Here is a 14199-nt window from a genome sequence, read left to right as displayed (position 1 = left end):
CCCGCACGGTAGCGGATGTGCCGCAGTTAACGGTTTGCGGCTTATTGCACCAGAGCGTGGAGGGCGGCGGCGATGGCTTGCTGCTCACCGGCCATCATCGCCTGTTCGGCGCTGGCGTAATCCGCCACCCCTTGTTGCACATCCTGCTCGAATAGCACCACGTTGCAGAGCACGGCGGCGACCCGCACCTTGCGCAGGCGACCCACGGTCAGCAGGGAGGCGGTCTCCATGTCAGCGCCGAGCACGCCACGGGCATGCCAGTAGCGGCACACCTCCTGTTCATCATCTCGATAGAAGCTGTCGTGGGAGCGTACCAGCCCGTGCCAATGAGGCTGGCTGCCGGTCGCTACATGGTTGAGCAAGGCGGCCTGCAGCCAGATATCGGCGCAGGCGGGGTACTCGGCGGGCAGATAGGCCTGTGAGGCCCCCTCATTGCGAACCGCCCCTTCCACCACGATAAGGTCGCCAAGGCCGATGTCGTGCTGCAGGGCACCGGCGGAGCCGACCCGGATCAGCGAGCGGGCGCCGGCTTGCACCAGCTCCTCCAGCGCTATGATGGCCGAGGCACCGCCAATGCCGGTGCTGCAAACCGTGATGGGCTGCCCCTGATAGGATCCGTTGATGAGGCGAAACTCCCGGTTTTGCCCCAGCACCTCACACTCTTCAAGCTGGCTGGCGATGCGATCGACCCGGGCCGGGTCGCCGCACAGTACCACCCGCTCGGCAATCTGGTCGGGGCGGCACTGGAGATGGGGTAACAGACTCATGGCTTACAGACCTTGTGGCTGGCGCTTTGCGGCAATCACCCAGAGGCGAGTGCCGTTGGCGGCGATAAACAGCAGGATCAGGTACTCCAGCGACATGGCGTAGACGCCCTGCGCGGCATAGACACCGATGCTGATGATGTTGATGACGACCCAGAGGATCCAGTTCTCCACGTATTTGCGGGTCATCAGGATCTGGGCGACGACCGAGAGCACCGTCATGCTGGCATCCCAGAACGGGAAGGCATCGGGGGAGGGCTCGGGGATGGCAAGGTTGGCACCAAAGAGGTTGAGCAGGGAGACCGAGGTGCGTGCCAGGGTGGCGAAGACCGGGTCGATATAGCGGGTCAGCAGGGCGATGGCCAGCACGCTCACGGCGGCGGTCACCATCAGTTTGGATTTGCTGAGCCAGCGGATCTGCAGGGTATCCCCCTGATCGTTGGCCGGGCGGGTCCAGGCGTACCAGCCGTAGACGTTGGCGCAGAAGAAGAACAGCTGCAGCATCAACAGCCCGTAGAGCTGGATCTGGAAGAAGATGATGGCAAACAGGCTGACGTTGATCAGACCGAACAGGTAGTTGATGGTTTTCTCCTGACTGGCGAACCAGATACAGGCCAGACCAAACAGGGTGCCGATGGCTTCAATCCATGACATGGCATAGCCGCCACCCAGCGGTATGGTCACTAGCGTGTTATTGATGCTGAACAGCTCGAATATGCTCATTTTCTGATCCTTGGGCATGAGGGTTAGTATGCGAGGGCGCCATTCTAAGGGGTGAGGGGGAGGAGGGGCAGGACTTTTGTCCGCCCCGGGCTTGGCCCATATCAAAGAAATCGCCGCTGCCGCCCGGTTATTCCAGCAGTGATGGGTTATGGTGCCCCGGCGGGCCGGACTTTATTGATATGTAGCAAGATGATAGCGCCGTGGCTGTGGTCTGATAGAGTCCACTCTCCGGGAGGAGAATCACGTGATAAAAGGAGGTTGTATTGAATTCCGAGCTTGTCTGGGTGCTCTGTTTGCTGGCTGGCGCCATCTATCTCTTTATGACCAACAAGGTGCGCATGGACGTGGTCGCCCTGTTGATCATTATCCTCTTTGTGCTGAGCGACACCCTCACCCTGCCGGAGGCACTGGCGGGCTTTAGCGATCCCAACGTTATTCTGATAGCCGCCCTGTTTGTTGTCGGGGAGGGGTTGGTGCGCACCGGTATCGCTTATCAGGTGGGGGATGCGTTGGTGAAGGTGGCGGGCAGCAGCGAGACCAAGCTGCTGGTGTTGCTGATGGTAGCGGTGGCGAGTCTGGGGGCTGTGATGAGCAGCACCGGAGTGGTGGCCATCTTTATCCCGGTGGTGCTGAGCGTGGCGAACCGGATGGGGATCCCGGCCGGTCGCCTGATGATGCCCCTCGGTTTTGCCGGGCTGATCAGCGGCATGATGACGCTGGTGGCCACGCCCCCCAACATGGTGGTCAACAGCGAGCTGATGCGCCACCGCATTCACGGCTTCGGCTTCTTCGATTTCACCCCCATGGGCGTGCTGATCCTGGGGCTGGGCATCCTCTACATGCTGCTGGTGCGCGGCTCCCTGGTGGGCGAGGGGGAAGAGGGCAAGGGCAAGCCGACCGGGCGCCGCACCCTGCGCGATCTGATCCGTGACTACCGATTGGCCGGTAGGGCCCGTCGTCTGGCGCTGCGGCCGGACTCCCCGCTGATTGGTCACACCCTGGACGAACTGCAACTGCGCGCCCGTTATGGTGCCCACGTTATCGGGGTGGAGCGCTGGCGCAAGTTCCGCCGGGTGATGGTGCCGGTGTCGGGGATCAGTGAATTTCAGGCCAAGGATGTGCTGCTGATCGACATGTCAGACCCCGAGGTGGATGTGCGGGCGTTTTGCACCGAGGCACGGCTCGAACCCATGATCCTGCGCGGGGAGTATTTCTCCGATCAGGCGCGGGAGGTGGGGATGGCCGAGGTGTCGCTGATCCCTGAGTCCAAGCTGCTGGGTAAAAGCGTGCGTGAGGTGACCTTCCGCTCCAGCTATGGTCTGAGCGTGGTGGGGCTGCGCCGCGACGGTGAGGCACTGGCAGGCAAGCTGGTGGACGAGCCGTTGCAGATGGGCGACACCCTGCTGGTGGTAGGAAATTGGAGCCATATCAGACAGTTGCAGACCCATAGCCGCGACTTTCTGCTGATGGGGCTGCCCGCCGAAGTGGACGAGATGGCCCCCGCCCGCAGTCAGGCCATTCATGCCCTCTTCTGTCTTGGAGTGATGATCCTGCTGATGGTGACCGATCCGGTGCCCAACGTGATTGCCGCGCTGATCGCCTGTCTGCTGATGGGCAAGTTTCGCTGCATCGATATGGAAAGTGCCTACAAGTCGATCCACTGGCCGACCCTGATCCTCATCGTCGGTATGCTCCCCTTTGCGCTGGCGCTGCAAAAAACCGGCGGGGTGGATCTGATCGTCGGTGGTCTGATCAATGCGGTAGGGGAGATGGGGCCGCGGGTCATGCTGGCCAGCCTGTTTGCCCTCTGCGCGGTGATCGGGCTCTTTATCTCCAACACCGCCACCGCAGTGCTGATGGCGCCGATTGCGCTGGGCACGGCGCAACAGATGGGGGTATCGCCCTATCCGTTTGCCATGACCATTGCCATCGCCGCCTCGGCCGCTTTTATGACGCCGGTCTCGTCACCGGTCAATACCCTGGTGCTGGGGCCGGGCAACTACAAGTTTGCCGATTTTATCCGTATCGGGGTGCCATTCACCCTGTTGGTGATGGCGGTCAGCGTGGTAGCGATCCCCTGGTTCTTCCCGTTCTGATAACCGGGATGATGAATGTGTGCACCAGCGGCCTGCGGGCCGCTTTTTTGTGGCCGGGAGACAAGAGTGGCAAGGCGTGCTCGGAATAAATGAAGAGGGACGTGAACGGGAATTAACCTGGAGCTGGGTTAATAGAGGCGCGAGAGAAAAACTGGGGAGAGGCAAATTTCAGATACAAAAAAACCAGCGTGAGCTGGTCTGTTTGGTACTGCTATTAATGGTGCGGAAGGAGAGACTCGAACTCTCACGCCTAGGGCGCCAGAACCTAAATCTGGTGCGTCTACCAATTTCGCCACTTCCGCAATATTAATGGTGGCTATGACGGGATTCGAACCTGTGACCCCCGCATTATGAGTGCGATGCTCTAACCAACTGAGCTACATAGCCGTTTGTTATCGACCACAGATGTGGAAGAGAACAGAAAAATGGCTGGGGTACTAGGATTCGAACCTAGGGATGGCGAGATCAAAACCCGCTGCCTTACCGCTTGGCGATACCCCAACAGAAATAATGGTGGCTATGACGGGATTCGAACCTGTGACCCCCGCATTATGAGTGCGATGCTCTAACCAACTGAGCTACATAGCCGTTTGTTATCAACCACTGATGTGGAAGAGAACAGAAATATGGCTGGGGTACTAGGATTCGAACCTAGGGATGGCGAGATCAAAACCCGCTGCCTTACCGCTTGGCGATACCCCAACAGTGCTCCTCAACAGTCATGAGACTGGCAAAGAACTTTTAAAAATGGCTGGGGTACTAGGATTCGAACCTAGGGATGGCGAGATCAAAACCCGCTGCCTTACCGCTTGGCGATACCCCAACAGCGTTCCTCAACAGTCGCGAGACTGGCAAAGAACTTTTAAAAATGGCTGGGGTACTAGGATTCGAACCTAGGGATGGCGAGATCAAAACCCGCTGCCTTACCGCTTGGCGATACCCCAACTAGAGATGGTGGCTATGACGGGATTCGAACCTGTGACCCCCGCATTATGAGTGCGATGCTCTAACCAACTGAGCTACATAGCCAACCTTGCTTCCGGTGAGTCGTTACCTCGTCACCGTGCGGGCCGAATTATGCGTATCTGGCTCTGGGGCGTCAACCCTTTTTTTGCCAGAAAAACGCAATTTGAGTGCGTTTGACCAGTTATTGGTCTCTGTTGCGCAAAAGCCCAACAATCTGCTTTTTTTTACGACATTGCCATGATTGCCCGGGCAATGGCAGATAAAAAACAGGCCAGCAAATGCTGGCCTGTCATAGGATTAGACGTTGAACAGGAAATTCATGATATCGCCATCTTTGACGATGTAATCTTTCCCTTCAGCGCGCATCTTGCCCGCTTCCTTGGCGCCTTGCTCACCCTTGTAGTTGATAAAGTCTTCAAAGGCGATGGTTTGGGCGCGAATAAAGCCTTTTTCAAAGTCAGTGTGGATCTTGCCTGCCGCTTGCGGGGCAGTGGCACCGACCGGAATAGTCCAGGCACGTACCTCTTTCACACCGGCGGTGAAGTAGGTCTGCAGGTTGAGCAGCTGGTAGCCGGAGCGGATAACGCGATTCAGGCCCGGCTCTTCGATGCCAAGGTCAGCCATGAACTCGGCGCGATCTTCGTCGTCCAGTTCGGCGATGTCGGCTTCGATGGCGCAGCAGACCACGACCACGACCGCGTTCTCGGCGGCGGCGATTTCACGCACCTTGTCCAGATAGGGATTGTTCTCGAAACCATCTTCCGCCACGTTGGCGATATACATGGTGGGTTTCAGGGTCAGGAAGTTGAGGTGGCTGACGGCGGCCAGCTCTTCCTTATCCAACTTCATGCCGCGGATCATCTGGCCGTTTTCCAGCGCGACCTTGATCTTCTCAAGCACTTCCACTTCCAGCTTGGCATCCTTGTCGCCGCCTTTGGCGCGCTTGGACTGACGGTGAATGGCGCGCTCGCAGGCGTCCAGATCCGACAGGGCCAGCTCGGTGTTGATCACTTCGATATCGTCAGCGGGAGAGACCTTGCCGGCAACGTGAATGATGTTCTCGTCGTCGAAGCAGCGCACTACGTGGCCGATCGCTTCGGTTTCACGGATATTGGCCAGGAACTGGTTACCCAGACCTTCACCCTTGGAGGCACCGGCAACCAAACCGGCGATGTCGACGAATTCCATGGTGGTCGGCACAACGCGCTGCGGATTGATGATGGCAGCCAGCTGATCGAGGCGGGGATCCGGCATCGGCACCACACCTGTGTTGGGCTCGATGGTGCAGAACGGGAAGTTGGCGGCTTCGATACCGGCCTTGGTCAGCGCGTTGAACAGGGTGGATTTGCCTACATTGGGCAGGCCCACGATACCGCATTTAAAACCCATGGATTGTTACCTTACTTGATGGATGCTGTTGGGGGTCGCCCGCAGGCGGCCCATGTCATGCTTGTTCTGGTCGTTGCTCATGTAGTACCGGCACAATGCCCGTACAGGGTCAAACCGACCTAACCCTTTTCAGCCTTGAAGCTGTGCAAGCGATTCATGGCCTTGGTCATATCTTGTTTGAACAGGATGTCGGTGGCGCGCAGGGACTCGTCCAGCGCGGCGTCGATCAGGTTCTGTTCACTGCTGGGGGCCTTGGTCAGGACGAAGCCAGCCACCTGCTCTTTGCTGCCGGGATGGCCGATCCCGAGCCGCAGCCGGAAGAAATTATTGTTGTTGCCCATCTTGGCGATGATGTCCTTGAGGCCGTTATGGCCACCGTGACCACCACCCTGCTTGAACTTGGCGATGCCAGGCGGCAGATCCAGTTCATCATGGGCAACCAGTATCGCTTCCGGTTCAATCTGATAAAAACGCGCCAGTGCGGCCACCGCCTTGCCAGAGAGGTTCATATAGGTGTTCGGGATGAGCAGCCGCACATCCTGCCCCTCGACCAGGATGCGGGCAGTATGGCCGAAGAACTTGGGTTCTTCACGCAGGCTGACATTGTGCCAGCGGGCCAGTTGCTCCACATACCAGGCGCCCGCGTTGTGGCGGGTCTTGGCATATTCCGGGCCGGGGTTGCCCAGTCCGACGATCAGTTTGATTTCGCTTGTCACGCTTGATGTCTTCACTCGCAGCTGCCGTGGGCACACTACCCAGGGCAATAGGACGCAATATTCTAGCCGCCGAGTGGCGATCACTCAACCAATGCGCATGTTATGGCGGGATTTGCAGCATTATTGCGGCCAATGGGTGGCTAACGGTGGGCAAACGGGCCTCTTGCATGAGGCCCGTTTCAGCTTGCCGATGGGTTGTGCCCGGTTGACTACCGTCGTTATTTGGCACGCAGCAGGGTGACGGTCTCTTCATCCAGTGCGGTCAGGGTGGGACGGGCATCGCGCACATACTCCACGAAAGAGGCTGCATCGGTGCCGCAATCCACGCCGCTGGCTTTGCAATCGAGGGGCTGGCCTGGGGCATAGACGGCGCTCAGCAGTTCGCCGTTTTGTGCCACCTTCAGCACCGGGAAGGCGGTCAGCTTGCCGTTGATGCTGGCGATATCGACCCGCTCGCTCTTCTGACGCTGGGCATTGGCCAGTGCTTGCCAGCCATCGTTGCCGTTGGCGCTGTAGGCGTTCATCACCACCCGATAGTGCTGGCTATCCACCAGATCCTGCCACTCGCCGCTTGCGGTCTTGCGCTGCAATTGGGTCAGGGTGCCCGCTTTGCCTGCGTCGGTCTCCTGGAAGGTGTAACGCAGGTGGCCGCCATAGGGGAACTTGCCGGCATGGGCGCTGGCGGGCAGGGTGGCGGTGATGGTTTCGGTCAGGAGGGCGCGTACCTCGGCGCCGGTCAGGGTCAGCACCGAGAGCTGGTTCTTGAACGGCAGCAGGGTGAGGGCGCTATCCCCCTCGCGCCATTCGCCAGCAGGCAGGTCGGCGCGCACGCCACCCACCGCCACCAGAGAAAAATCGACCGGGCCGCCGGTCAGGGTTTGCACTGCTGGGGTATTGGCCCAGTAGAACTCCCCTTCGGCAACCAGCGGCGCGACATCTGAGCCGTGGCTGTCGCTGCCGTTGTCACCGGGGCGACGGGCATTTTGCAGCTGCTCGGGGATGGTGCCGATCACCGGGCCGTAGGCTTTCTCCAGCGCCGGTTTGTAGTGGCTGTCGATGATGCCGCGCAGGCGCGGATCTTCATCCACGGTCACCAGATTGGGCTGGTTGTCGACAAACTGGCTTGCCTCTTTGCTGCGGGCATCGTCGAGCGCTTGCTTGCGCGCCGCATCGGCGAAGAAGTCGCGGCTGGCCAGCAGGCTATTGTGGCCCTGGCAGTCGGTCACCTGACCCTGGCTGTCAAAGGTTATCTGTGCCAGACCGATGGCCTGGGCGTAGGAGCCCGCCTGCACCACGCAGGTTTTGCCGATGCCATCCGGATTGGTCACCAGCTTGGCGTAATCGCCGGTCTTGCCCCAGCCGATATTGCGAAAATCGCCGAGCAGGCTGTGGGAGTGGCCGCCGACGATGGCATCGAGGCCGTTTACCTTGGCCGCCAGCGCCAGATCCCGCTCGTTGCCGATGTGGGTCAGCGCCACGATCTGGTGGATCCCCTTGGCTTGCAGCATGTCGACCGTGGCCTGAGCCGAGGCGACCTCCTTGCCAAAGCGCAGCTTGCCGACGTTGGGGGCGATATTGCCCATGTCTTCCAGCACCAGACCGATGACGGCGACCAGCTGTTTGCCTTGCGGCAGGTTGTCGAGATCGGTGACCGGGCTCTTCTGGTTGCCGTCAAAGGCGTAGACCACGAAGGGCTTGAGGTTGTCAGCCTTGCTGAGGGCCGGATCGGCCTTGGTGTCGAGGTTGGCGGCCAGCACCGGGAAGTTGACCCCCTCGATGAAGCGGGCCAGCTTCTGGTTATCCAGATCGAACTCGTGGTTGCCCAGCGCCATGGCATCGAGGCCGAACTGGCTCAGCAACTCGGCGTTGGCCATCCCCTCGTTGAGCTTGAAGTAGCCACTGCCCTGCCAGGCATCGCCGCCGTGCAGCAGCAGCAAGGGCTGGTTCTTGGCCAGCGCATCGGCCTGATAGGCTTTCGCCATGGTCAGCAGGCGTGGATAACCGCCGAAGCGGGTATAGAGGGTGTCCGTCTCCCCCTGCTGGGCAAAGATCTGCCCTTTGATCTCGGCATTGACCGGATCAAACTGGGAGTGGGTGTCGTTCATGTGAGCCAGGGTCAGCACAAAGGGCGGGTTCTCTTTGACGGGCTGACAGGCGAACAGGGCGGAGGTGAGGGTCGCGAGCAGGAGGGGACGCAAGCAATTCATGGGTAAATCCTTAAGCCTGCCGGGGGCAGGGTCGTACCAGATAGCAGAAAGTTGGAAAGAGAAGGTCCAGAAAGACGAAAACCGCCTGATGGCGGTTTTCGTTATTGCTGAATCTATCAATGCTCAAACATGGCAGAGATGGACTCTTCGTTGCTGATGCGACGAATGGCTTCGGCCAGTACAGTTGACAGCGTCAGCTGCTTGACCTTGCCGACCGCTTTCATCTCCGCAGTGAGCGGGATGGAGTCGGTGATGATCAGTTCATCGATCACGGAGTTCTTGATGTTCTCGACGGCAGAGCCGGAGAAGACCGGGTGAGTGGCGTAAGCGAATACGCGCTTGGCACCGCGCTCTTTCAGGGCCTCTGCGGCTTTGCACAGGGTGCCGCCGGTGTCGATCATGTCATCAACGATGATGCAGTCGCGGCCGGCAACGTCACCGATCAGGTGCATGACCTGGGAGACGTTCGGGCGGGGACGGCGCTTGTCGATGATGGCGATGTCGGTGTCATCCAGCAGCTTGGCGATGGCGCGGGCACGCACGACGCCACCGATGTCCGGAGAGACGACGACAGGAGACTCGAGGTTCTTGGACTTCATGTCTTCCAGCAGCACCGGGCTACCGAACACGTTGTCTACCGGAACGTCGAAGAAACCTTGAATTTGCTCGGCATGCAGGTCAACGGTCAGCACGCGATCCACACCGACGCTGGAGAGGAAGTCAGCGACAACCTTGGCGGTGATGGGTACACGGGCGGAGCGGACGCGGCGGTCCTGACGGGCATAACCAAAGTAGGGGATAACGGCAGTGATACGGCCAGCTGAAGCACGACGCAGAGCATCCACCATGACGATCAATTCCATCAAATTGTCGTTGGTCGGGGCACAGGTGGATTGAATGATGAAGATATCGCCACCACGTACATTCTCATTGATCTGTACGCTGATCTCGCCGTCGCTAAAGCGACCTACGGCAGCATTGCCGAGTTTGATAAACAGGCGATCTGCGATCTTCTGGGCTAGTTCCGGCGTTGCGTTACCAGCAAACAGCTTCATGTCAGGCACGGTTTGAAACCTCGGGGTTGCATCCAGTATGTGGGGGAGTCTGAAATCAGACCCTATCGTTTTGGGGCAAACGATTTATCAAGATAACGTACAAGGTGTCTGCTGCCCAATGAATGTGATGATACCGGTAACCCGAATCCGTGGCCGAGTGCAAAACCGGCCACGTTAATCATCATCAATACCGTTCGGTAAAATTGGCTGGGGTACTAGGATTCGAACCTAGGAATGGCGAGATCAAAACCCGCTGCCTTACCGCTTGGCGATACCCCAATCATTTGAACTGTTGCAATGTGGAGAAGAGAGGTGATATGTTCTCGCCCTTGGCGACAAACCCATCAAGTCCCTTCGGCACGCAGGCCAACACTTCCCGAGCAGTCACTTCGTCTTCAAATTGAGCAAAGACGCAGGCTCCTGTGCCCGTCATTCTTGACGGCGCGTATTCTAGCAACCAGCCGAGCGCATTGGCAACCTCGGGGTGGCGCTTTTTCACCAGTGATTCGCAATCGTTTTTCCACTCGCCTTCCAGCAGGTTGTCCAGCGCCATTTTCGGCGTGGCTCTGGGCAGGTCCGGATCCTGGAATACGGCCGCAGTAGCTACATGGCAATCGGGTTTGAGTACCAGATACCAGGCATCGGGCAGTTCGACCGGTTGCAGTCGCTCGCCCACCCCTTCGGCAAAGGCCGCCTTGCCACGAACAAACACCGGTACATCAGCCCCCAACTGGACGCCGAGCGCAGCCAGTTCATCTTCACTCAAACCCGCTTGCCAGAGGTGGTTAAGCGCTACCAGCGTGGTCGCTGCATCGGACGAACCGCCGCCAATGCCGCCGCCCATGGGCAGCACCTTCTCCAGCCGGATATGGGCACCTTGCGGGCTCGGCAGGGTTGCCTGCAGCAGCCGCGCCGCCCGGATAATCAGATTCTGCTCATCCGGTACCCCGGGAATGGCCGGTTTCAGGGTGAGTGTGTCGCTATTCGGTATCACCTCGAACTCGAGCCAGTCGCTGTGGTTGAGGAAGATAAACAGGGTCTGCAGCTCGTGATAGCCATCGGGACGACGGCCATTGACGTGTAAAAACAGGTTGAGTTTGGCCGGTGCCGGCCAGCGTGTGGAAGCCATTAACGTGCAAGAGTCCATTGGTTGATCTGAAGCTTGAGGCGGCTGTTCTGGCCAGTCATGGTCAGCTGGTGCGGCAGGCGGTAGCCATCCTGATCCCGATAATCGCCATAGACGATCTGCCACTGGCCGTCGCGCACGCTGGCCAGACTGCTGTCGGGGTTGAGCGCAAATTCCGCCTGACCCGGCAGCCCCTTGATCCACTCTGGCAATCCGGCGACCGGAATATGCCAGCCGGTCAGTTGATAGATGAGCGCTTCGGCGTCTTGGCTCTGGTGGCGATTGCCGTCGCTGTCGAGCAGGGTGATCTCCCCCTTGCTGCGGGAGAGCTCCAGAATGTTGGTGCCAATCAGGCTGGTGAGGTTGAGACGATAATCCTCCCCATCCTGCTGCCAGTTGAGACGGGCGCTGCCCTTTTGCTGGGGGGTGATGATGGCCATCTTGCCGGATAGCTGCCAGTGGGTCAGCTGCTCGAGACGGGCCCGCTCCTGGTTCCAGTTCACCTGGTCACGCTGGGGCTGGGTGGTGGCACAACCGGCCAGCAACAGCAGGCTGGTGAGGGTAAAAATACGTAGCAGCAAGGGACGGCTCCAGAGAGAGGAATTTGCCACAGTATACGGGGCGGCCGTATTGCTTTTAAAGACTTACCCTTTCTCGTACAATTGGCAGCCTTTGCACCCAGCGTATGAAATGATCGTCGCCCACTCATGAGTTTGCTTGCCCTCGGAATCAACCACAACACCGCCAGTGTCGCCTTGCGGGAACGGGTCGCCTTTGGCCCGGACTGCATCGATCGCGCCTTGCGTGAGCTGGTGAGCCAACCCGGTGTCAGCGAGGCGGTGATCGTCTCCACCTGCAACCGGACCGAACTCTATTGCAATCTGGAGGAGGAGCGGCAGGAGCAAGTGCTGCGCTGGCTGCAACAGTTCCACGGGCTGGACGCGGCCGAACTGGTCACTGCCATCTATCAGCATCACGATGAAGAGGCGGTGCGCCACCTGATGCGGGTGGCGTGCGGGCTCGACTCGCTGGTGTTGGGGGAGCCGCAGATCCTGGGGCAGATCAAGCAATCCTACGCTCACGCCCAGCAGGCGGAGTCGGTGAAGGGGGCGCTGGAGCGGCTGTTCCAGAAATCCTTCTCGGTGGCGAAAAGAGTGCGTACCGATACCGAGATTGGCGCCAGTGCCGTGTCGGTGGCCTTTGCCGCCGTCAGTCTGGGTCGGCGGATCTTCTCCGATCTCTCCCAGACCAAGGTATTGCTGGTCGGGGCGGGGGAGACCATCGAACTGGTGGCCCGTCACCTGCGCGAGCAGAGCGTCACCAAGATGATGGTGGCCAACCGCACCTTGCAGCGCGCCCAGACCCTGGCAGCCGAATTCGGTGCCCAGGTGATGACGCTCGAAGAGATCCCCGACTATCTGCACGAGGCGGATATTGTCATCAGCTCGACCGCCAGCCCACTGCCCATCATCGGCAAGGGGATGGTGGAGCGCGCGCTGAAGGCCCGCCGCTTCAAACCCATGTTTCTGGTGGATATTGCCGTGCCGCGCGACATCGAAGCCGAAGTCGATGAGCTCTCCGATGCCTATCTCTACACGGTGGATGATTTGCAGGGGATCATTGAGCAGAACCTCGAAACCCGTAAACGGGCTGCCGCCCAGGCGGAAGTGATCGTGCAGGAAGAGCGCGACGAGTTTATGGGCTGGTATCGTGGCCAGAGCTCGGTCGACCTCATTCGCGATTACCGCCATCAGTCCCAGCAAGTGGCTGATGAAGAGTTGCAACGGGCCCTGCTGGCATTGGCGCAGGGCGAGAGTGCCGAACAGGCGCTCAAGGCGATGGCCCATCGCCTCACCAACAAATTGATCCACGCGCCGACCCAGGCGTTGCGCCAGGCTGCCTCCCAGGGGGATCAGAGCGAGCTCTCCCGCTTGCGGCAGGCGCTGGGGTTGTCACAAGAGCCATAATTTTCGGGCAACCTGCCGGTTGTCCCGTCCTCCATTGAGAATGCAAGAGTTATGAATCCGTCACTGATCAGAAAGCTGGAAGGCCTCATCGAGCGCCACGAAGAAGTACAGGCCATGCTCGGCGAGCCGGATGTGGTCTCGGATCAGGATCGCTACCGCGCCCTGACCCGCGAATATGCCCAGCTGGAAGATATCGTTCACGCCTTCCAGCGTTACCGTCAGGCGCAGGATGATCTTGAGACCACCCAGATGATGCTGGAGGAGGATGATGCCGACCTGCGCGAGATGGCGCAGGAGGAGCTGCCGCTGGCCAAGGCCAATCTGGAGGCGCTGGAGCAGGAGCTGCAACTGATGTTGCTGCCCAAGGATCCCAAGGATGACAACAACTGCTATCTGGAGATCCGCGCCGGTGCCGGTGGCGACGAAGCGGCCATCTTTGCCGGTGACCTGTTCCGTATGTATTCACGGTTTGCCGAGCGTCAGGGCTGGCGCGTCTCCATCGTCAGCTGCAATGACGGTGAATACGGTGGCTACAAGGAGGTGATCGCCAAGATCGACGGCGAGCGCGTCTATGGCCGCCTCAAGTTTGAATCCGGTGGTCACCGGGTGCAGCGGGTGCCGGAGACCGAATCCCAGGGCCGGGTGCACACCTCCGCCTGTACCGTCGCCGTGCTGCCGGAAGTGCCGGAAGCCGAGCAGATCGAGATCAACCCTTCCGACTTGAAGATCGATACCTTCCGTGCCTCCGGTGCCGGTGGTCAGCACGTCAACAAGACCGACTCGGCCATCCGCATCACCCACCTGCCGACCGGTCTGGTGGTGGAGTGTCAGGACGAGCGCTCCCAGCACAAGAACCGCGCCAAGGCGATGTCGGTGCTCTCCGCCCGCCTGCAAGCGGCCGAGGATGAGCGCCACCGCGCCGCCGAGCAGAGCACCCGCCGCAATCTGGTGGGCTCCGGTGATCGCTCCGAGCGCATTCGTACCTACAACTACCCGCAGGGCCGCCTCTCCGAGCATCGCATCAACCTGACCCTCTATCGCCTCTCCGAAATTTTGGAAGGGGATCTGGACTGCGTCATCACCCCGCTGGTGCAGGAGTATCAGGCCGATCAGCTCGCCTCGCTGGCCGAGAACAACTGATGCAAATGGTGATTCGGCAAGCTCGCATTAAGTGTCGTGCCCATAAGGTG

The 14199-nt window shown here is 59.7% G+C and carries 10 protein-coding genes, 9 tRNA genes and 1 pseudogene; 3 read left to right on the top strand and 17 right to left on the bottom strand.

Translation table 11 applies throughout. The annotated features are described in order from the left end of the window. Positions 1 to 41: 41 nt before the first annotated feature. Together ACTG2G_RS05520 and pnuC are read right to left on the bottom strand one after the other, a co-directional pair. Complete coding sequence (locus ACTG2G_RS05520; RefSeq protein ID WP_236289635.1) at positions 42 to 767, bottom strand: nucleoside phosphorylase; 726 nt, start codon at positions 765 to 767, stop codon at positions 42 to 44. Positions 768 to 770: 3 nt separating this feature from the next. Continuing rightward, positions 771 to 1487 (bottom strand): nicotinamide riboside transporter PnuC, encoded by a 717-nt coding sequence (gene pnuC / locus ACTG2G_RS05515; RefSeq protein ID WP_040066934.1) that lies wholly within the window; start codon positions 1485 to 1487, stop codon positions 771 to 773. A 263-nt stretch (positions 1488 to 1750) separates the two neighbouring features. Between pnuC and ACTG2G_RS05510 the strand changes: the two genes are divergently transcribed. Beyond that, positions 1751 to 3583, top strand: a complete 1833-nt coding sequence (locus ACTG2G_RS05510; protein ID WP_338711232.1) for an SLC13 family permease — start codon at positions 1751 to 1753, stop codon at positions 3581 to 3583. 218 nt (positions 3584 to 3801) lie between these two features. On the opposite strand, the gene ACTG2G_RS05505 is transcribed toward ACTG2G_RS05510, so the two are convergent. The 15 genes and pseudogenes from ACTG2G_RS05505 to lolB all read right to left on the bottom strand — a co-directional run bounded on the left by ACTG2G_RS05505 (position 3802) and on the right by lolB (position 11623). Further along, a tRNA-Leu gene (locus tag ACTG2G_RS05505) sits at positions 3802 to 3885 on the bottom strand. Positions 3886 to 3893: 8 nt separating this feature from the next. Continuing rightward, a tRNA-Met gene (locus tag ACTG2G_RS05500) sits at positions 3894 to 3970 on the bottom strand. Positions 3971 to 4009: 39 nt separating this feature from the next. Further along, a tRNA-Gln gene (locus tag ACTG2G_RS05495) sits at positions 4010 to 4084 on the bottom strand. A gap of 10 nt (positions 4085 to 4094) precedes the next feature. Next, positions 4095 to 4171 (bottom strand) — tRNA-Met (locus tag ACTG2G_RS05490). A 39-nt stretch (positions 4172 to 4210) separates the two neighbouring features. After that, positions 4211 to 4285 (bottom strand) — tRNA-Gln (locus ACTG2G_RS05485). A 46-nt stretch (positions 4286 to 4331) separates the two neighbouring features. Beyond that, positions 4332 to 4406, bottom strand: a tRNA-Gln gene (locus ACTG2G_RS05480). Between the two features lie 46 nt (positions 4407 to 4452). Continuing rightward, positions 4453 to 4527 (bottom strand) — tRNA-Gln (locus tag ACTG2G_RS05475). Positions 4528 to 4535: 8 nt separating this feature from the next. Further along, positions 4536 to 4612 (bottom strand) — tRNA-Met (locus ACTG2G_RS05470). Between the two features lie 234 nt (positions 4613 to 4846). Next, the gene (ychF, locus tag ACTG2G_RS05465) at positions 4847 to 5938 is read right to left on the bottom strand and encodes a redox-regulated ATPase YchF (protein WP_005353921.1); all 1092 of its coding nucleotides are present in this window, start codon (positions 5936 to 5938) and stop codon (positions 4847 to 4849) included. 119 nt (positions 5939 to 6057) lie between these two features. Beyond that, entirely contained in the window at positions 6058 to 6654 is a 597-nt protein-coding gene (gene pth / locus ACTG2G_RS05460) for an aminoacyl-tRNA hydrolase (RefSeq protein WP_058059203.1), read from the bottom strand. A 218-nt stretch (positions 6655 to 6872) separates the two neighbouring features. Further along, entirely contained in the window at positions 6873 to 8861 is a 1989-nt protein-coding gene (locus tag ACTG2G_RS05455) for a bifunctional metallophosphatase/5'-nucleotidase (protein ID WP_429204546.1), read from the bottom strand. Between the two features lie 116 nt (positions 8862 to 8977). Continuing rightward, positions 8978 to 9925 (bottom strand): ribose-phosphate pyrophosphokinase, encoded by a 948-nt coding sequence (locus ACTG2G_RS05450; RefSeq protein WP_005343846.1) that lies wholly within the window; start codon positions 9923 to 9925, stop codon positions 8978 to 8980. Between the two features lie 195 nt (positions 9926 to 10120). Beyond that, a tRNA-Gln gene (locus ACTG2G_RS05445) sits at positions 10121 to 10195 on the bottom strand. Further along, positions 10175 to 11045: pseudogene (ispE, locus tag ACTG2G_RS05440) on the bottom strand (4-(cytidine 5'-diphospho)-2-C-methyl-D-erythritol kinase). Before ispE ends, ACTG2G_RS05445 begins: the two are co-directional and overlap by 21 nt. Next, entirely contained in the window at positions 11045 to 11623 is a 579-nt protein-coding gene (gene lolB, locus ACTG2G_RS05435) for a lipoprotein insertase outer membrane protein LolB (RefSeq protein ID WP_421332977.1), read from the bottom strand. Before lolB ends, ispE begins: the two are co-directional and overlap by 1 nt. Positions 11624 to 11749: 126 nt before the next feature. Between lolB and hemA the strand changes: the two genes are divergently transcribed. Together hemA and prfA are read left to right on the top strand one after the other, a co-directional pair. Next, positions 11750 to 13009: a glutamyl-tRNA reductase gene (gene hemA / locus ACTG2G_RS05430; protein ID WP_120415613.1), complete on the top strand. Its 1260-nt coding sequence runs from the start codon at positions 11750 to 11752 to the stop codon at positions 13007 to 13009. A gap of 51 nt (positions 13010 to 13060) precedes the next feature. After that, positions 13061 to 14149, top strand: a complete 1089-nt coding sequence (prfA, locus tag ACTG2G_RS05425; RefSeq protein ID WP_005353897.1) for a peptide chain release factor 1 — start codon at positions 13061 to 13063, stop codon at positions 14147 to 14149. Positions 14150 to 14199 lie beyond the last annotated feature (50 nt).

It is taken from the genome of Aeromonas sp. 55A, assembly GCF_051919665.1.
Taxonomy (GTDB): Bacteria; Pseudomonadota; Gammaproteobacteria; order Enterobacterales; family Aeromonadaceae; genus Aeromonas; species Aeromonas veronii.
Note: the sequence above shows the minus strand (reverse complement) of the source record. Positions and strands in the feature narration are given on the sequence as shown.